The 19,111-nt window shown below is 58.7% G+C and carries 15 protein-coding genes and 3 pseudogenes; 6 read left to right on the top strand and 12 right to left on the bottom strand.

The window, feature by feature from the left end; genetic code table 11:
- Positions 1–226: 226 nt before the first annotated feature.
- From YUO_RS49050 to YUO_RS42150, 4 genes are all read right to left on the bottom strand, one after another.
- Positions 227–445 (bottom strand): hypothetical protein, encoded by a 219-nt coding sequence (locus YUO_RS49050; RefSeq protein WP_051379711.1) that lies wholly within the window; start codon positions 443–445, stop codon positions 227–229.
- Positions 446–652: 207 nt separating this feature from the next.
- Positions 653–973, bottom strand: coding sequence for a hypothetical protein (locus YUO_RS48020; RefSeq protein WP_235782867.1), 321 nt, complete (start codon positions 971–973; stop codon positions 653–655).
- Between the two features lie 84 nt (positions 974–1,057).
- Positions 1,058–1,831 (bottom strand): TlpA disulfide reductase family protein, encoded by a 774-nt coding sequence (locus YUO_RS48015; protein ID WP_235782866.1) that lies wholly within the window; start codon positions 1,829–1,831, stop codon positions 1,058–1,060.
- A 1,047-nt stretch (positions 1,832–2,878) separates the two neighbouring features.
- The gene (locus YUO_RS42150; RefSeq protein ID WP_028350554.1) at positions 2,879–3,664 is read right to left on the bottom strand and encodes a YopT-type cysteine protease domain-containing protein; all 786 of its coding nucleotides are present in this window, start codon (positions 3,662–3,664) and stop codon (positions 2,879–2,881) included.
- 202 nt (positions 3,665–3,866) lie between these two features.
- Between YUO_RS42150 and YUO_RS48540 the strand changes: the two genes are divergently transcribed.
- The 5 genes from YUO_RS48540 to YUO_RS0129865 all read left to right on the top strand — a co-directional run bounded on the left by YUO_RS48540 (position 3,867) and on the right by YUO_RS0129865 (position 7,477).
- A complete protein-coding gene (locus YUO_RS48540) occupies positions 3,867–3,992 on the top strand; it encodes a hypothetical protein (RefSeq protein ID WP_283806432.1) in 126 nt (41 codons plus the stop codon).
- 14 nt (positions 3,993–4,006) lie between these two features.
- A complete protein-coding gene (locus YUO_RS46610; protein ID WP_028350553.1) occupies positions 4,007–4,294 on the top strand; it encodes a hypothetical protein in 288 nt (95 codons plus the stop codon).
- Between the two features lie 270 nt (positions 4,295–4,564).
- Positions 4,565–6,055: a MocR-like pyridoxine biosynthesis transcription factor PdxR gene (gene pdxR, locus YUO_RS0129875; protein ID WP_028350552.1), complete on the top strand. Its 1,491-nt coding sequence runs from the start codon at positions 4,565–4,567 to the stop codon at positions 6,053–6,055.
- Positions 6,056–6,155: 100 nt separating this feature from the next.
- Positions 6,156–6,785: an FMN-binding negative transcriptional regulator gene (locus YUO_RS0129870; protein WP_028350551.1), complete on the top strand. Its 630-nt coding sequence runs from the start codon at positions 6,156–6,158 to the stop codon at positions 6,783–6,785.
- Between the two features lie 71 nt (positions 6,786–6,856).
- The gene (locus tag YUO_RS0129865; RefSeq protein WP_028350550.1) at positions 6,857–7,477 is read left to right on the top strand and encodes a LysE family translocator; all 621 of its coding nucleotides are present in this window, start codon (positions 6,857–6,859) and stop codon (positions 7,475–7,477) included.
- A gap of 1,464 nt (positions 7,478–8,941) precedes the next feature.
- On the opposite strand, the gene YUO_RS0129850 is transcribed toward YUO_RS0129865, so the two are convergent.
- Together YUO_RS0129850 and YUO_RS0129840 are read right to left on the bottom strand one after the other, a co-directional pair.
- Positions 8,942–9,397, bottom strand: coding sequence for a GNAT family N-acetyltransferase (locus tag YUO_RS0129850; protein WP_028350548.1), 456 nt, complete (start codon positions 9,395–9,397; stop codon positions 8,942–8,944).
- 271 nt (positions 9,398–9,668) lie between these two features.
- The gene (locus tag YUO_RS0129840) at positions 9,669–9,905 is read right to left on the bottom strand and encodes a DUF6894 family protein (RefSeq protein ID WP_028350547.1); all 237 of its coding nucleotides are present in this window, start codon (positions 9,903–9,905) and stop codon (positions 9,669–9,671) included.
- A gap of 1,634 nt (positions 9,906–11,539) precedes the next feature.
- Here YUO_RS0129840 and YUO_RS48010 point away from each other — a divergent pair.
- Positions 11,540–11,779: pseudogene (locus tag YUO_RS48010) on the top strand (DUF3768 domain-containing protein); the annotation flags it as partial.
- 217 nt (positions 11,780–11,996) lie between these two features.
- On the opposite strand, the gene YUO_RS48005 reads toward YUO_RS48010, so the two are convergent.
- The 6 genes and pseudogenes from YUO_RS48005 to YUO_RS49040 form a co-directional block, all read right to left on the bottom strand.
- Positions 11,997–12,872 (bottom strand): Fic family protein, encoded by an 876-nt coding sequence (locus YUO_RS48005; protein ID WP_235782865.1) that lies wholly within the window; start codon positions 12,870–12,872, stop codon positions 11,997–11,999.
- 416 nt (positions 12,873–13,288) lie between these two features.
- Positions 13,289–13,483, bottom strand: coding sequence for a hypothetical protein (locus YUO_RS48000; RefSeq protein WP_235782864.1), 195 nt, complete (start codon positions 13,481–13,483; stop codon positions 13,289–13,291).
- A 663-nt stretch (positions 13,484–14,146) separates the two neighbouring features.
- A pseudogene (locus YUO_RS49045) lies at positions 14,147–14,302 on the bottom strand (transposase); the annotation flags it as partial.
- 30 nt (positions 14,303–14,332) lie between these two features.
- Positions 14,333–17,062 carry a DUF5695 domain-containing protein gene (locus YUO_RS42130; protein WP_235782863.1) on the bottom strand — a complete coding sequence of 910 codons (2,730 nt, stop codon included), beginning with the start codon at positions 17,060–17,062 and terminating at the stop codon, positions 14,333–14,335.
- Between the two features lie 479 nt (positions 17,063–17,541).
- Positions 17,542–18,231 (bottom strand): 50S ribosomal protein L11 methyltransferase, encoded by a 690-nt coding sequence (locus YUO_RS0129810; RefSeq protein ID WP_028350545.1) that lies wholly within the window; start codon positions 18,229–18,231, stop codon positions 17,542–17,544.
- A pseudogene (locus YUO_RS49040) lies at positions 18,228–18,784 on the bottom strand (P-loop NTPase family protein). The gene YUO_RS0129810 and the pseudogene YUO_RS49040 overlap by 4 nt, the downstream one beginning before the upstream one ends.
- Positions 18,785–19,111: the final 327 nt, after the last annotated feature.

Genomic DNA, 19,111 nt, shown 5'->3' with positions numbered 1-19,111 from the left:
TTCCAGGCCCACAGGAAGAGGGATTCCATAGCACGAACCTGCTCCCTGTTCTCGCGCGCAATGACCGAATCAAACAACTGATGAAGCGCTTTCCAGCGCCCCGCACGTGTAAGACCGAGGCCGCAAGCCGTAGAAAAGCGCGGCGCGCAGGCAATCTGATTGATGTGGACCACAAACGTTTTTGGCTGATGAGATGCGGTTCGGTAGGCCCGGACCTGCCCGACAACTACCGGTCCGGGGCGCAGCCGAAATATCGGCTAAACTTTGCAATCGCGCAGACGTAGGATTGTTGAGTGCACGGCGACAGATTGCGGACCATCATGTCCTCGATCATTCGCTTGATCATCCAGCGATCATCTTGCAAAAATCGCGCAAAGTACCTGATCGCCTCGCCTTTTTTGGGAGTTCGCCGTGCGTCGTCGCAAAACGAGAAGCGCTCGATCATTGGACCAATTCCGACTATCGCTTTGACGCTTTTCGGAAATCCGTCTTGCGGAGTTGCACAAAGAGCGCCGTAGCGAGCCCTCCTCATCCTAGTAGTTGGCCAGCGCTTGGACCAACAGCGAGATAACGTGCTGTGTCAGTTCAAGCGGGGTAAGCTCAGGATCGTCCCAGCGACTTCAGCGCCACCTCGATCAACTCGACCGGATCCTTATTGCCGCTCTCGTAACAATATTGAGCGACCGCCCATAGGACAGAACTTGAAGCCATCGCCCAGTTGCGGAGGATTCAGCGCCAGAATGTGTTCGGACAATTCCTTGCCCATCGCAAGGCGCTCGGCAGTCGGGAAGTGGCAGTTGTCATTCGCTGCATCGGAGAGTTGCCGCAGCGCCCCGGCCATCCACAGCTCCGAGTTTTTGTCGATCGCCTCGCGAACTAATTGCCCCATGACCGGCAAGCCGGTCTGCAAGTCGTGCAGCTTGTGAAGCAACAGATCCGCATAGAGCACGCAGAAGCTAAGACCGTCCGGCATCACAGCGACGGCCTCTTCGACCGCCGAAAGCGCCTTCGCCCAATCCCCGCCTTCATCGCTTGCGCTAGTTTGGCGAAGATCGGCTCAGTGCGCTCGCTTTCTCGTCATTTCGCGCTTTTCCGCGTTCGCCTTTAGCCGCTCGGTATCGGCGGCTTTAGCTTCGTCGCTGGTGCGCCAGCTGCCGCTCAGAATTTTCGGCAGAACGTCATCGAGTTGCGTCGGAAAACCGATAAAGGCGATGTGGCCATCACGGTCGACGACGAACGAGGTGGGAATCCCGACAGAAAAGCTGGGATCCATCCAAAGCTTGTTCATTTCACCTGTGTAGTCGAACCCGATCCGATAGTTGAGATTTGGCAACTTTTCGGTCAACCATGCGTCCAACTTGCTTCGGGCCTCATCCGCCGTTCGAGCGCGTTCACGAGCTGCGAGTCCGACGATCTCAACTCCGCTGTCTTTGTATTTCTCTTGCAGCTGCACCAGATGGGACAACGCCGCCACACACGGTGCGCACCAAGTTGCCCAAAATTCGACGATGTACACTTTCCCGGGCTGGAAGCTCGTGAGGGGCTGGCCACGCAGCCAGTTCTCCACCTTGATCGGAGGAGCTTGAGATTCTAAGCCCACCACCATGTTTCTCTCCAAACCGATTGTCAGAGGTCGCGCGACTTTTTGCGCTGGCTGATCTCTGATCGCGGCCGCGGCCGGTTGCGGTGGTGCCTCTGTGTAGACGAGCTGCCCCGCGAGATCCGCGGCGAATGTCGGTGTCGCCGCGCTAAGCGCGACGAGGCCCCAAGTAACAAGCAACAAGTTCTTCCTCGCAGGAGCGAGGCACATGGGTTCAAGGAAGGAGAGCATCGCTCGTCTCGCGTCTGTGTGCACTCAGCACTCATTCAGTATTGCTGGACTTACGAGCAATGTCCGTGCCAGCATCGTCTGCGCGTATTAAGCGCCTGATCACGCCATGAAAAGCTCAACGGCACTCCACGGCGACGAGTGTTTTGAACGCGACTGGATTTGTCGCCGCTGTCCGAAATTGAACACAATTGCGCGCTTCGCGCTGCCCGAAAAGCTGATGATGCGCCATCGAACGGAAACTTGCTGGTCCCTCTCCCTGCCAGAGCCCTGAACTGACCACTCACCTTCAGCCTCGCGCCGTCTGCGCAACCCTGACCAAGCCCGGCGGCACGAGCGCTAACATCGTGCCGTTGAAGAGTCGACGACGCTGCGCTTGGATCCGCTACAGGTCTTTTCGCTATCAGGCGCAGGAAGCGCCGGTTGCCGCCGGTGAGAACGACCTGGGCCATGTTCAGGATGGTCGACTTGCCCGACTGTGACGCCGTAGAAAAGCGCAGCGCGCAGGCAACCTGATTGATGTGGGACCACAAACGTTTTTGGCTGATGAGATGCAGTCCGGTAGGCCCGGGCCTGCCCGAGACTCAACCGGTCCGGGGCGCAGCCGAAAGGTCGGCTAAACTTTGCAATCGCACAGATGTAGGATTGTTGAGTCCACGGCGACAGATTGCGGACCATCATGTCCTCGATCATTCGCTGCCGAAGAGGGCTCATCGTGGCCATCTGGGGCTTCTGTCTTGAGAGGGTGGCGAAGACCAACATCCTCTCAGATAAGACACCTCAGTTCAGCAGGCTCGCCTCCACTCCCGTCCAGCGGTTCGTTCAAACGTGGGCGAGATCAAATGGGGTAGACCCGGGCGAGATCATCGGAATGCATGAACGAGCCGCTTGGCAGGCCGAGCCCGGTCGGAGCATCTTTCGGAGCCTCCATCCGGACATGCTCGAAAACCCACGGCGGTCGCAACGGGGCGTCCTGGGGCACGGTCGGTATCAGCAGGACCGGCCCATTCGGGCGCGCCGGCGCCAATTGGCGGTGCCTGCAGGCCCGGCTCAAGACATTTTTCGTGTGGCAATTGATTTCAAATACAGCCCGTTGGGATCGATATATCGGTCCGCGAGGCGTTGGAGCAAACTATCCACCTGGTCTGATGGAACACTGAATTCTCCATAGTTTGGATCGAAGAGCGTGGTCCTTCCATTCAACGTCGAGGTCGCAACTGTGTGTCCCCCACCTTCGACGAACTTCAAACTAAGCAAATACCTCGATCCGTCGGCAGTGATTTTGCCCAACATGCTCGAGATGCTCGCAGGGTCGTCGAAGCTGTAAACCTTCTCTTTGTGGGATGGTTGCAAACCCGCTTCCTGCAACATGGCGTATTTTGCGTCACTGTTGGCCTGAGGAGGTTCTGCTCCCTCGTTTCGCAAGTCCCCCCTGAGATCTAGATAACGCTGCTGCCACACAGCCGATGAGCCGTGCCCGTCCGATCCGGGTGTTAGCGCCGTCATTCGGGATCTCGGGCTGTTCTGGAGATTGCCGAGCCATTCCGCAGTCAGCCCAACGCATATGCCGTCTACATTCGCGTCAGCCAATTCGACCGACCTGTAGTCGAACAGTGGGTCATTCGGCCTCACTGGACCGGATGTACTGGGGTTGTTTGGATCCGAGACATTGGGCTTGCTGGCACAGCACCCCATATCGGGCAAGTCCCCAGGCAGCGGGCTCCGCCGCAGCGCGAGATCCGCAACTGTCTCCATAAAGCCGTCACTATCCACCGACTGACTCGGTTCGACAGCTTGGGTCGGCGGTGTGGATAAGCCACTGATTCGATCATACATGGCCGTTCACCTTTCCTTCAGCGTAAGTCCCTTCGCAATACGTTCGGGCTGCTCAGGGGTGCTCCGAATGATAGTTAGAAAAGCTGATCCCAAGCTGACGGCCAGGCGCTACTGAGGTTAGGAAGAGAAGACGGACGGGGCGCGCGGACCAAATGGTACATGTTGGCGTATCGCAGCGGCCAAGGATAGCCCACAGCCGATCGTGCTGTCTGATTACCAGGCTGGTCGTGGCCAGGAGCGGATGATCAGGCGACGGCTGATCGTCGCGAGCGATGGCCATGCGAAGAATTTCAGCATCTTCATCACGCCGGCGGCCGCTACCATCTGACAGCGCTTTACGACGTGCTCACGGCACAGCCGAGTCTGGACGCCGGTCAAATCCAGCGCAAGCAGATGAAGCTCGCGATGTCGGTAGGGACAAACATTCACTACAGGATTGCCCAAGTAGACGGCCGGCATTTCTTGCAGATAGGCGAAGCGGCGGGCGTACCGAAAACGGTTGTTCAGGAATCAATCGAACGTGTCGCCTTTACCGCCGAAGCTGCGCTCGGCAAAATCGAAAGCGAGCTGCCAAAGGGCGTTCCCGAGGCAATCCATAATTCGGTGAAACCGCGGCGATGCAACGCCTGAGTTCATTGAAAATGCACTATCAGAAACATTGCGGTTTGCTACCGGGGGCGAACTGCATTTGCGCCGTATGGCGCTTGCGTCCGCACCGGCCGTCGTTGACTAGTACGAAGTGTTCGCCGAAACGAAGACCTGCTGGATTGGATTCTGCGGCAACGCCCGAAATAGCGCCCCCTGGGTTGCCTGCGCCGCTAACTCCTCAGAACAGCTTGGCATTCAAGGCGAATAGCTAGAGAGTGGCTTATCAAGCAAGCCTAGTTATGCGAACTTTCGATGGCACAGATCAAGACGCTCCCTGGGTACCGCACCCCGCGAATGGGAGCGCGTCAGATCTACGAAGCGCTTAGGGATCAGATCCTGGGGCGCGTGTACGGCGCCGATGGGCTGCTGCCGTCGTCCCGCGCCCTCGCCGCGGAACTCGGCGTATCTCGCGGTACGGTGACGATCGCCTATGAGCAACTCGCGGCGGAAGGCTTCATCGAGATCCGCCATGGCGCACGACCGCGCGTTGCACAAGCTGTTATCGAGAGGGGACGCGTGCGCACTCCGTCGCGGCCGTTGTCACGGAAGGTGCGACTGTCGGGGTACGGTGAGCGTTTGAGACAGGTCGCGCCGCGCTCGGAGGAGCAATCTCGCAACCTCCTCGCAAATTTTCGATATGGTGACCTCTCACCTTCGGATTTCCCCGTGCTCGCGTGGAAAAGAGCCGTGGTCGCTGCAATGACACGGCGGCCCGCGAGATTGGCCTACAACGATCCTTGCGGCTCTCGCCGGCTGCGGATGGCGCTGCAGGCCTATCTCTGGCGTTCGAGGACCGTGCGATGCGACGTTGATCAAATAATCATCGTGAACGGTTCGCAGCAAGGGCTCGATTTGTGTGCGCGACTGCTGCTCAACTCCGACGATCGGTTCGTCATGGAAGACCCTGGCTACCTGATGGCAAGGCACGTCTTCGCGGCGAACGGGGCTGCCGCCGTTCCGATTCCAGTCGACGTCGACGGACTGGACACGGAGCAGCTTGCGAAGACCGAAGCGCGGCTCGCGTACGTGACGCCGTCGCATCAATTTCCGCTGGGCGGCGTCATGCCGATCGCGCGTCGGCACCAGTTGCTCGCCTGGGCAAGGAAGTTCGACGCCTATGTAATCGAGGACGACTACGACAGTGAGTACCGATACGACACTAAGCCGGTCCCCCCGCTGCACGCGCTCGCAGCTAGCCAGGACGTCATCTATCTTGGGACAGTCTCCAAGACGCTCTCGCCTACGCTGAGGATCGGCTATCTGGTGGCGCCCTCTCAACTCCAGTCCCTGTTCGCCGCGGCCAAGCAGATCATGGACAGGCATACGCCGCTGATCGAGCAGGAAGCGCTCGCGGCGATGCTCGAGACCGGTGCATACGACAGGCACGTCAAGCGAGTCCGACGGCGCAACGGCGAGCGGCGGCAAGTCCTGCTCGACGCTTTGCGCCGCAGATTTGGCGATCGAATCCAAATCGACGGCGCAGCCGCCGGCTTGCATGTGGTGGTCTGGTTTCGCGATCTGCCCCAAACGTCCGAAGCAGCGTTGATCGAGACTGCTCGCGTCAAAGGCGTCGGCATCTATCCGGTCGCCCCACTCTTTTACCCCCATCCTGGCCGCCGGCATCGGCCGGACGTTATCGGGCTTGTCATGGGTTACGCCGCACTGGAGGCGCGCCAGATCGAGCGCGGCTGTCAGCTTCTGGCTCAGGCGGTCGATCAGCTTCGTTCGCGGCGATTGTCCTAGTCGCCATGCCCCTCCAACTGGACCATCAAAATCAGTGATAACTGGCAGTTCTAACCGCACCAGGCTGGGTCTATCTCAGGACCGAAAGAGGAGAACCGCCATGTATGTGCCCCCCGCCTTTAAAGATGACGAGGTCGAAAGCATCCGAGCGACCATTTGCTCCGCCGGCCTCGCCAACCTGGTCACGGCCACCGCGGACGGGCCGATTGCGACGCCCTTGCCGCTCTTCCTCGATGAGACCGAAGGAGAGCACGGAGTGCTGTACGGGCACTTGGCGAAGGCCAATCCACAATGGCGTTCGGCTCCGACCGGCGAAGCTCTGGCCATCTTCATGGGTCCGGAAGCCTACGTGACACCCTCATGGTACGCCACCAAGCAACAAACCGGGAAGGTGGTGCCGACATGGAATTACATCGCCGTCCACGCGTACGGGCCGGTTGAGTTCTTCCACGAGCCCGAACGTCTTCTCGAGGTGGTCACGCGCCTAACGAACATCCATGAGAAGTCGCGCGCGAAGCCCTGGGCCGTCAGCGATGCCCCCACCGACTTCATTGCCTCCCAGTTGCGAGGGATCATCGGAGTGCGCATTCCGGTCACCAGGTTCGAGGGCAAGCGCAAGATGAGCCAGAACCGGCCCGAGGCTGACCGCATCGGCGTCGCCACCGGCCTTGCGGCGTGCGAAAAGCCGCAGGATCGGGAAGTGGCTTCCCTCATTCCGATTCCGGCCTGAGGTTAGCGTAGTCATCGTGTGCGAAGACCGGCCCCTAGACGAACTGGTTGACGCGATTAGAGGGGTGGGCGATGCCGGACTTCCAGACGTTCTTCCTGTTCTTGGCAGCGTCGCTGCTTGTGGCGATCACGCCGGGGCCAGGAATCTTCTATATCGTGGCGCGAACGCTTGTCGGCGGCAGAACGGAAGGGTTGGCATCGAGTGTTGGCCTAGGTCTCGGCGGCCTTATGCACGTGTTCGGCGGCGCCGTCGGCATATCTGCGCTCGTCATCGCAAGCGCCGAGGCATTCACTTTTTTGAAGATCGCGGGCGCCCTGTATCTCATCTGGCTCGGGCTCAAGACCTGGCGCGAAGCGCGCATTGTCGAGCCGACCGAGGTGCAGACGACCGGGGTGCGTCGGGCCTTCCGCGACGGCATCATCGTCGAGGCACTAAACCCGAAGACGGCCGCATTCTTTCTCGCCTTCATCCCCCAGTTTGTCGACCCATCCGCGAACGTCGCCGCGCAGTTCATCGTCCTCGGGCTCATCTCGGTTGCACTCAACACCAGTGTCGATTTGGTTGCGACCCATTTGGCTGCGAGAGCGAGAGCCGGCCTTCGACCGTTAATCCTTACCAAGATGCGACAGGTGTCGGGTGCCATCATGTGCGCACTGGGAGCTACGCTAGTCTTTGCCCGTCGCGCGAGTTGATATCCGCAGCTGGCTCATATCGATCGACTTCGTGCGCTATCTGAATGTCTTCTGTCGCTAGACCGGCCATGGCCGAGACGAAATCGACGCGAATGCCCCTTCTGCGAGTTCGGGAATGGCCGAGTTGAATCCGAAATTCGCTCCGGAGCTGACCCGGATATTCCTGGCGCGCTGCGCGTCCCCCAAAAAGAGCAAATCGTTGATGTAGATCATTTCCCGAGACTACCAGGAATCGTATGCTGCACCTGGGAAATGACGCACGTTCTACATGGCACCGGCCTCAATAGCACATCACGAAAAATGCCCTCAGTGTGGCTCTGGATTAGTCCACCTCGAGTGGCATGAACGCGTCAATGGGCAGGAGGTCCACGATCTTTGGCACTGCTGGAACTCGCCTATCCAACTGCGTTACAGGCTGAAGGCGTGGATTCTTGCAACGCCATATCTCTGTGAGTTTGCAAGGCAGCCAGATCCCGTTTGTGGGAGATGTATTTAACCGCCGCCATTTGGTGCGTGCTCGCAAGAAACTCCTCGAAATGAAATTGCGCGCTGCCGCAACGGAGATAAGGGGCCCGACATCGGAATTCGCAAAGGAAGCGAATAATCTGGATTGAGGCAATCGCGCCGGCGCGCGGGATCAAGACAATCTAGTCCAAATGCCGGAACTCTTACCCGCCGGGACCCGCAAACGCCTTCTGCGGGCAGCTCCCCGACGCACAGTCGAGTTGCGGATTACGAGCGCGCTCTACAAGACCGCCATGGTCTTCCGACGCTATCGGACCGACGGCATCATGCCCGAGGGCCTCGTGTATAGTCGCGGGTCTCGGCAGCGCAATTCGGACTGCAGGCAGTGACAGGGGCTTGCCTTACGCAGTTTCAGCGGTTTATCCCTGCGGCGAGAGCAATTTTCTATCGACACGAGACGATGAACGTAGTTGATCGTAGGTTTACGTTCAGCGGTGAAATCGCACGAGCCGTAAAGCCGGGTGAGGCTATCCCGCGGACGGCGTTCCAGGGCGACTACTTCAAGGATATTTCAGGTATCATCTGGTCGCGAAGCACGATTGGAAACTTCTCGAACTTCAACCACGACATCGTTTATGTCCATAATCAGAAAGCCGATCGGCCTGTCCTACGACGATGGGAGCGAGCAAGAATATTACCCGCTCCCGGCAGCAAATGCGCTCCATGTTCGTCGCCGCGATGGTTCTGCCGTCCGTATTCGGCCAGATATTCATGAGCGCATCTCCTGTCCCGGGATCTCGAGGGCGATTGCACGCAGGTGCTGCGTCGTCAGTTTCAGGTAAGGAATCGTTGCCCTCCGTTGAACGATGGCCCAAGGCGTCTCCGATCACTTACCAGGACCGATGCCCGCAGCACGCTGAGCGCACATGCATGGCGGAAGACGTGCGAGCCTAGGACTAGGGGACTTTTTGAAGACTATGCTAAGCGGACACCACGGGCTCATATCATGCGACGAAGCCGGGGGCCGACTTCCTCGAAGCGGTTGCGCAGATAGAAGTCGAGGGTGCGCTTCCATTTCGGCTGTCGCGGTGCTCCGACCTCCAGCCGCTTCCATCCCCGCGCGCGTCCTTCCGCCAGAGCGACAGCGATCAGATGAGGCGCAATGCCCTGCGATCTCATGTCGGGGCGAACATAAAGTTCCGAGATTACTCCGAACTTGCCGCCCGCGTAGATCGCAGTGCATTCGTTTAGGACCATGACGCCAACCGGCTCGTTGTCTGCGCTGGCGATCACCGCGACGACGCTGATATCCGCAAGGACTGTCTCTGCGTTTTGCGTGACGATTTCGATCCCGGGGGCCTTCCCGCCTGAGAGCTCGTCGAGGAGAGCATGAACGAAGCGAGCGACGGTTGCGGCATCTGTGACTTCGGCGCGCCGTGTGGACATGGTCGGCATCTTTCTCCCCTGTCTGCTCTTCATCGGCCTTGAATCATTCTGCGCCACAAGTGTCAACGCGACATTTGTGATCCGCTAGACAAGGACAAGGCTAGCTGAGATTCGCGAACACACAGACCAGAGCCAGTTGACGCTTCCCATGCGCCTGGACCAGCCTCCCAATCAGCTGATGTCTGCTGTAGGTCTTGGTTATATGGAAACGCCGTGATGACCCGCGATTTCAGCTGTCAATCGGCGTCCACGATTGCATTTCGATCCCAACGAATGGCTTTCACATCGCGCACGCCTTGATCACGAAGCTGAAGCTCGCTTCCAAGATTGGGCCGTGATCATCGCGAACTTCAACTGCTATGCGGTGCTGCGGCCTGCCTCTGACCCACTCGCGGGCCATCTCCGAGAGTGCAGTGGTCGCCTCTTCCCGCGCCGACTCGATGTTCGACAGCTCCGCACCTTCATCATCGCGGATGAAGTGGCTGCCGTCGCGGATATCAAAATAGTACCTCTTCATCGACGACTCACGAGGCGCGCCGTCGAACAGATCTTGCAGCTCCAGATCGATCTTGCAGCTCTAGATCCAGCTTGCGGCCGCCTTTGAGGGGCAGCTGCATAGCCCACCGCCTCAAATCGAAACAGCCAGCGGCGATCTCGTTCCCGGCGTGCCTTAACGCGGTCCAGGCACTTCTTGGAACACAGCGTCGCCCGCCATGAGTAGTACCTGATCAGGCCAAACTTTCTGTCACAGACGGCGCAGCTTGCCGCCGCTGGGCGACACTCAAAGCGTTCGTGGCCATCGCGCATCCTCATCTTCTTTGTGGCCCCACCCTGGTAGTGGAACTCCGGAGTCGCTGAGTCACTGTGCGTGCACAGGTGAAGTTCAGCTCCAAGATCGTAGTGATCCGCCAATCTTGCAGCAGGTAAGTGCGGGGAGCGAAGAGCTTGACTCCCATGTGCAGCATCTCGAACAACGTCGCGCTCGGCATCCGACAGAAAGTTGTTGCTGCGTGCGCTCATTCGGCTTGAGTTTTCATCCGGGCGACCGGACCAAGCCCTCCGGCTGGGCACCGTCCACAAAGGAAGACTTACCTCGTCATGAAGAAGAAAATTAGCCAATTTCTGCTGGGCACCGCCCATATCAGGCGAATTTTCATATTTCGCGCTGAAGTTCATCGAAGAAATCGACCGCATCGATACGCTACGCAATCGCCACTGGTGACGCCAATACCAATTTCGGAGTGATTAATATCGGATTGGAATGAATGTGCGTGCGGCCGACCGAAGCTCGACGGCATGAATATCCGTAAGTGGGAGTCGCGGGAAATTGATCGAGGACCTCGCAACATCCGCGTGGATGACGATCTGCCCGCATTAGCGCCGCTCAAGACACCCGTCGTGCGAACCCGCTTACTGAAGTCAAGACTGGAGATGATCGCCCCTTCCTCAACGAAGACTGCGGAATGCGCTGCACCTGCCCCAACCAGCTCGAGTTCGCGCAAACTTTTGACATCGCCCCGCAGAGCGAGATCGGTAGGCCGCTGATAAAGCGCGCTCCACATTGTGCTCATTGTCAGCGTTGTACGCTGCCGCCATGGCGTCACAGTCATCTGCACTCACCTTTCGCATCTTTTTCAACGATCCTGCATGGCCTTCCGATTTCGATCATCGGAAAGTGCAGCTTCCGAAAGCGTTCCGGCCGCGACCTGACGGCGCTATCGTCTCTAGACGCGTCTCGAGTTCGAGCATTGTCTGTTCCTCGTTCAGGCTCCCTTGGGCACGTCCACGCTGCAGCCTGGATGTCGGTCATAGGCCGGGAGCGCGAACGGTATCCAACCGCATACCGAAAGTTCGGAACCCTCGGTCGGACCCTCCGTTGCGCGTCCGCTCATGACCACCGGCCTTTTGCATTTCCGACGGCCGCGAAGGGCGTGGCCGATAGCCGAGGGAAGAACCCCAACGACCGACAACACCGAGACCGCAACAGTCCGCAGCTTGAACGACAGCTTTCGCCAGACCCTTGTCTTCAGCGGCACCGTCCTCCTGAAACAGGGGCACCAGCCTGTCATGGCAGCGCTAGGCCGAGCTGCTTGAGCTCGTGCGCAAGTTCGATCGGTTTACTCGAGGCAACGATCGTAAGGTGAGCACGACTTCGGTTCTATCGATCTCGGCTCAGACCGCTACTTCTTCAAGATCGACTACTACGACCTGTCGCGTACAGCTGGTTCGCCGGATCCGGCCCACTCGGCAGTTACTCAGCGCGTGATGACGATCATGCGGTCCGACGAGTACTGGGTTCTCGCGGTCCCATCAAAGAAAAGGGCCCCGCTCACGAGCGGGGCTGACGGTTTTGTCACCAGATGCAGCATATCGTCCTTGCTCTATCACTAAGCCGGCCGCCAGAGAGGCTCGCGACGAGCCGTCGCGGGAATCGACTTCAGATTGCCGGTTTCTGCTGTCCCGAGTTTTTTGTTCGATCGGCTGCACAAGCTTGATCAGCGACATAAGGGGATTTGTCGCGAAAGCTTACGGGGCGTGATTTTGCTCGTTTGAGCTAACTTCAAACCCTTCGAATGCATCCCGGACAACGGCCTCGATGCTGGCAACCTCATCGTCCGTTAGCTTCTGGAATTCGCGTTCTCTTCTTTTCTTGGGAAGCGCGCCCTTGTTCTGCCGGATGAACAGAAGCAGATCTGTCTGCAAGGCGATCCGGCATTTCAACCGTGTCCATGATTTTGCGGCGGGCTTCGTCGTGACGGCGCAGATAATCGATTTCGTGCGGCAGATCGTGCTCCACCGTTCTCTTGACGCACTGATACAAAAATTCCGCTTCGTCGGTGCAATCGAAATAGCGGTAGAGGTCCGCGGTATCGTTCAGCACTTCGACATTCCTGTCCGCTGTCGGTTTCCAGCCGATAAAGTCCATTAAGGGCCGGGAATGGGACTGTAGGGTATTGCGGTAGTCATCAATCCGGTCGAGCATGACGGACGATACCGGAAACACCATGCCTGGCGGCGTGAATTTCCGCTCCGCCAGAACATGGTGGATGAGGCAGCGATGCAGGCGTCCGTTGCCGTCCTGAAGCGGATGGACATAGACAAACCCGAAAGCTGTGCTTGCCGCCTGTAGAACGGCATCAATCCCGTCATCGCGCATACGCGCGTTAGCGTCGATCAGGCCTTTCATGAGGCTGTTCAGGTCGTCGGGTCTGGCGCCGATGAACTCAGGCAGCGGATTATTCTCATGGTCTCGCTCACCCAGAAAAACGCCATCTGGCCGAAGGCCTGGATGAACGAGCCGGATGTCTTCGAGGAGGACCCCATGTAGCCGCACGATCTCTTCAAGGGTCAGAGCATGCTTGCCTGCCTGCACGACAGCGCGTCCCCACCGCTCCAGCCGGTTCCTGGGCGGGCGTTCGCCTTCGATCTCGAAGCTTGCGCGGTTATCGGCGAGCAACAGAAAACTCGCGGCGCGGGAGACCACATGGCCGCCGGTACGCCCGACGGTTTCGCGGGCCTTTTCCGCAAGGCCACTCTCTGTGAGGGCAACGAGCGCGGAAGTCCTTCGGATGAAAGGGGCTGAAATCTTTCGTCCCGAGCAGATTGTCGCGAACGCGGTGCCGTTTTGACAGCTTGGGCTTTGCCTGTGAAGTAAGCCTTCGGGTCGAACAAATCGACAGCTGCGACGTTCGGGTTATCCGGAATGTCGAGCGTCTCACCAGTCAGCATTTCATAGAGGAACCAGACCCGGCGCGAGCACCGGTTGGTGCCGCCGTGACAAAGTCACGAATTTCTGCCTTCGGGACTGCCTTGAACACGCGCTTGATCACGAGGAGATCGAGGTCCTCGTGGCGCAGGGCCAAGGTGAGGTGATCTGCAAAATTATCGCCGGGCCAAATATCACTTGTCGAACAGCCGCCAGTCGCCTTCATCCCGGTGGCTGCCACGGATATGCTTTTCCGACACGGCGCTAGGCCGACGGACGGGTGCCGCAACCGACAGCGTCTGGACCAATGCGGACTGCCCGACAAGTTGGGCCTCGGTAGGCAGTTCCTTGTCCTGGAAAGCCCTTGTCTCCGCTAAGTTCAGCTGCATAGTCGAAAATCCATATTGAGCGTCGAATTATGCCGCAAAAATGGTGATTTCGTCGAAAATCACTTACTCAGCGTGCAGGTCGAAAATCAATCCAATTTGTCGGTTTGTGGGTCAAAGTGATCGGGCCAATTGGCACAGTTTGTCAAAAAGACAAAAAGAGATGGCGCCATGAGCGAGGGCTGGACATCCTTGCTTCACTCCCGGCTAGCAATGGATCCGCCTCGAACTTGGCCCTTCGTGCTAAGCCTCGCTGAGCAAAAAGCGGACATCCTCAAACTGCAATTCATGCCCGGCCTCGTCCTCGACGAGGAAGTGAAAATCCCCCACGCGGCTCGTTATTCCCGGCAGCAATCAGACCGCCTGACTCACTGCGCTTCGAGCGCAAGAAATTGATTGGGCGATTGCTTCCGCGGATATCATCGTGGCTAGCGGCCAAGTGCCGCGTTTACAGGCCGAACATATGACCGCACCGTCATCCCTTGTTCAACCAGAGAAAGATCTTGCAGCCCGGGCCGTTCCGCATATGAGTCCGAGCCCCTTTTGGACGCCGATGGGAGTCCCATTCCAGTGCCGATTGATAGTCTAGAGGCGATTCTCCCGGGAGAGGGCGGCCACGGCATTCACTTTTTCCATATTTCGACGATTATTGAATTTGCCGCCGATGCCACCCGGCACGATCATGTGGATGTGCGGATAGTGGGTCATCGCCGAACCCGAGGTATGCAGCACCGCGGCGATGCGGATTCGTGCGCCGAGATGCTCGGGATTTGCGGCGATGATCGTCATCGCCTCGGAAGCCGCGTGGAACAGCAGGCCATAAGTGCCGATCGCACCCGATAATCGGCAACACTAGCGAACCTGAACCCGCGGTAAGCGCGCCGCAGGCAAGCGGACGACGATCTGGCTGTCCGTGATGTCGACGACTTCCTTGCGCTTCCTCCCGTCATCGTACCGCAATTCGAAGGTCACTCCCGATGCAGATGGGGCAAAGGGCTCAGGCGTAAGGCTGATCCACCCCTCCCCCAAATTCAGAATGATCGGTCGATCCGCCCCGAATCGGGCGTCGAGCAGCACCAAGTCCAGTCGGAGAGACTGTAGCCGCACGTTGAGCCGTCGCCGCACGCCATCACGTGGCCAGATACGCAGGGTGTGAGCGAACGTCTCCATGATGCCACCGTGACAAACCTGGCCGAAGATGGGATCGTCGGCAATGATCGTCGCAGCAGCGCGGACAGCGCCACAAAATCCCAGGTCGATCTCGCACGAGTAATACCACGGACCACGGTGATGCGGCTGACCGAGCCATGTGGTCCCGCTCGGCGCCGGCTCGAAGCCGCCACCGGCCGCGCCGTCATTCTCCTCGCCCGGATACCAATAGCCATGACCGGCCGACGCAGGGCCGCTGTTCAGCAAAGCCCACGCGCTGAGTTGTGACGCATAGCCGAGACGAAGGAGCGGATGCGGGTCGTCTGCATCGTTCAGCGCATGATCAAGCAGCGCCCAGCCACCCATCTGCGCCATGTAAGTCAGCGTATAGGCGTCGCCCGCAGTCCCGCGATAATCGCTGCCCAGGTAGTAATAAGCAGGTTCCAGCCAGCCACGGCAGAACAGATTTGCAGCGATCTGACGCTCCGCGAAGGCACGCGCTGCCGCCTTCGAAACCCCCATGGCGACAGGGTCGTCAAGGGCCGAGCGCGCCAGTGCCTGCGTTGATTCGAAGGCTGTGGAATCGAACGGATATTCAGACTTGAACAGGTCCGCCTTCGGATCGACGAAGGCGCGCACCTTACGCGCCCAGTGCGCCTCCAACGTCGCCGCCTCGCGCGTCAAGCCCGCCGTCGTGAGCGCCGAAACCAGTTCGGGGATCACACATTCGTTGTAGAAGCCGGTGCGGTAGGCAGACCACATCACCACGCGCATCGGCACCGTGAACATGGCCAGCGCCGTACCGTAGGCGCGTACCAAATAATCTCGTGCGCTTTGGCGGGTGGGTATCGCGGGATGGTCACGCGCGATGCGGTGCATGGCCAAATACATCGCGAAGATGTGCGGATAGTCATAAGGCCGCCAGATATGCAGGCGGCCCTTTGGGCCGGGATCGCTGCTTTCCCTGTTCTGCTTCCAATCCGGTATGCCGTAGAGGCCGTAGGCGTATGCCTCCTGTGTGGTACGTTGCAGCCCGCCCCAGACGAACGTATCTATATACCGATCCAGCGCCGCCACTTCCGCCACATCAGGATGCTCGGCATTCTTGGTCGCGAGGTAAGCGGGCTTGCTCAGCCCGGGATCGTCGCACGTCACCTCGTAGATGCGCCAGCCCTTGATCCGGTCGTAATTGTCCGGGCCAAGCAGGACCTGCGTCTCCATATTCCACTCGCCAAACAAACCGTCGTACCATTTGGACGGGTCACGATGCTGCCGCTTCACGATGAAGGTTGCGCGCTTCTTCATCATCGTCTCGACGGGCTCGGTAGCGAAGAATTCAAGAAAGGTCTGGCGCGCACCCGGCTGGTGCAGGGTCAGCCGGTTCTCGCCCAATCGCGAAAAGCGAACCCGCCACAGTCGCCTGCCAGCCCGATCTGGCAACCGTTGCACCACCGTGTCGCCGGTAAATTCCGCTTCGATTCGCTCCACCGGAATGGAGGACGCGAGCGCGATGTCGACATGCAGGTCATTGGGAACCGTCATGCCCGGCATTACTTCCACGTCCACCAGACCGGCGTCCGCGATAGCCCTGCGCGCCGCCTCGTAATCGGCAACCCACTGGAAGCGGAGACGGTAACGCCGTTGCTCGGCCGGCGACAGGGACAGGGAATGGGTCGGCTGTCGCCAGCGAGTCCCGCCCGCCACTGCCTCGCCGGCGGCCGCCCCGCCCAAGATGTAGGCGCACCACGTCCCACTGGCTTCGGCCGAATCCTTGTGGACATCCCAATATTCCAGTGACGTGTCCGCTTCCGGTAAGAGCATGAGGAAGGGACCGGTGCTGTTGCCGCGAATCCAGAAGATGTGCGATCCATGCCCCGAGACGAAGCTGTGCTTCAAAACAGCCACCGATACCGGTTGCCCTGCCGGAAATTCGGTGTTCATCGGCATGGGCAAATAGAGGTCGCCAACCTCCACACTCGCCATGCCGTCGTTCCGCAGCATGATCTCCCACGTCAATCCAGCCTCGTCGACTGCGAGGCGGGTCGTGAGAAGGACGCCGGCATCGCGGGCTGCTAGTTCAAGGGCCGCGCTATGCATCGGCTTCGTTGCATCAGCGCCGGTTCGAAGCGTATGCCACTCGGATCCGGCACGCCGAACTCTAGCGTGAGCCGTCCCCAGCACGGCTCCAGGCAGGACATAATCCGTGTCATACGCATCGTTACGATAACGCAACGAGGTAATGCCGTCTTGTGTGCACCCAACGACGAAGGAAGAGTCGGCCGCCTTCAACACCATGGCAACCTTGCGCTGCGGCCGATTGGGTGTAGGCACCGTAACGCCCCCGAACAACGCGCTACCCAAGAAGCTACTGCCCAACAGCATCGTACGACGCGTATACGTCCAGGCTTTAGACATGCCTTTGGTCTTCGTCATCAACCGTATCCGGTATCGCTACATACGGATGATCAAGGCGTGCCGTTTCCCGCCGTAAACGTCAACGCGACAAAGCGACATACGTTCTCAAGTACCCAGCAGTCGCAAGCCGGTCCTACCGGAGAACTCCCGGTGACCACCGCGAAGCCCCCCGCTGCGGCGCTAGTTGGGGGCGCGCGTCCGGGCGGCTTTGCTTCTACCGAGCTACACCACCATCAGGGAGTACGTCATGCCATGTCGATGATCGCGTCCAGCCGCGAGCGCAGAAGATCGGCCGGTCCGCTGTCCCGTCGTTCCTTGGGTCGCATCGTCCCCCTCCGATCCAACCACGCAATCACGACCTGCGATTCGAGGGAATCGCAAAAACGAAATTGCAAACTTTCGGGCCTTCAACCCCAAAACGCTTGCAATCTCAAACCTCGCTCCGTTCCGAAAATCGACTCCCGCTCAATGGCTTGGGAGGTTCTTCACAGTCGACTTTATCGAGCCGTGAGCTCCCAAACAATGCGGACGTGCCCACCTGCAATCGATGGTCGGAAAATATGCATGTCTCTGACACGCAGCATACTCTGATCAATCAAGTTCAAGACGCGTCCAACATCTCCCTGATCGGAGAACACCACATACATTAGCCCGGCGGCATTCAACCAGAGATGCGCTCCCGCGAGAGCTGAGGCCATAACTTTGTGATCTTCATCATAGCAGGAGCGCTCCAGGTCGTCCTTTGCTTTCCGATTCCAATAGGGTGCGGCAAAGAGAATGACGTCAAATTTTTCTCCGGATTGCAGCGCAGAATAGATGTCGCTACAGCGCGCTTCTGCTTTGTCCGAGTAACCTAATCGCTCGATGTTTATCTCCGTTGTGAGGACGGCTTGCGGATTTATATCGAGAGCCAGTAGGCGTCCTGCCCCGGCTCGGAGTGCTGCAAGCCCTAGTATACCTGACCCGCATCCAAGATCTAGCACCGTTGCGCCAGGGTCGATGCGCCACTTCGACATCAAGGCATCGGGAGCGTGACTTAGGCGCGGTGACAAAACGCCAGGCAAAATGTGTAAGGGCATGCCGCTCACTTCCACATCGTGCGGGCGTTCGCATAGTCGGAGTTCGGCCAGCATTGCATCTACGTCTGTCGTTTGGCGCCGCACAGATACGTCTACTGGGGTAGTCATTTAACTCTCCATCTTTGGGTAGCAAAGAATGAGGCGGCGAGTTCGGGGGTGTCTTGGATGCTGGACCCGTCGACCTCATCCGTAATGCCGTGCTCCATGAGCATGTCCTCGAGCTCGTCCATCGTGATCGGGGTCGGGATGGTGCCATTGCCTGCCATTATTGTGGATCTTGTTCAAAGCGTTGCGATAGTGATTGGCCTGCTTGGAATCTGGGCGTGGTCTAGAACCGCGTTATAGGCGCCGTTCTCTTCTAGGAAGTGATCAATGTGATGACACATTTCTCCGTACCGCCGGACTCCACGCACCAGATATTCTGGTTGATCTGCATCACGTCATGATTTCGAGATCGTCGAGACTGCCGGGATTTATCAGCGAAGCTCGGATTCGTGTCCTGCGCTTCGCGTGTGGGATCAACCAGGTGGAATCCGCCTTGCCCCCGCGAACGAGTAGCATCTTGTGACCCATCTCGGCCAGTGCCACTAACCTGTTCTGCGGCGAGCTCGACTTCGATACCATGGTTTCCGTAAGAGATGATCAGTCTCACTGAAGGCATGTTGCTCTCCGTCAACCGATTGTCAAAGATTGCGCGGCTGTTCCCGCGCGCTGGTTTCTCTCTCAGAAATGCGTATACGGATTTAGAGGAGGAGAACATCGCTCGTTACACGCGTTTGAATGCGCTCAGCCCTCCCCTCACTCTGTGTTGCCGCCTCTAAATAGCAATGACTGTGCCAACGGCGCTCAAGCGCGTTAAGCTTCGGGTTCGCTTTGAAGACCGTTCGCACCGTACATGGCGGGCGGTGTCTTGAACCCGACGATAGCCGTTGCACACTGTCAGAAACCGGACAAGGATCAGCGGTCGTTTGCGGCGAGCGGCCGTTGT

It is taken from the genome of Bradyrhizobium murdochi, assembly GCF_000472965.1.
Classification (GTDB): Bacteria; Pseudomonadota; Alphaproteobacteria; order Rhizobiales; family Xanthobacteraceae; genus Bradyrhizobium; species Bradyrhizobium murdochi.
This window is presented reverse-complemented; position numbering and strand designations above follow the sequence as displayed.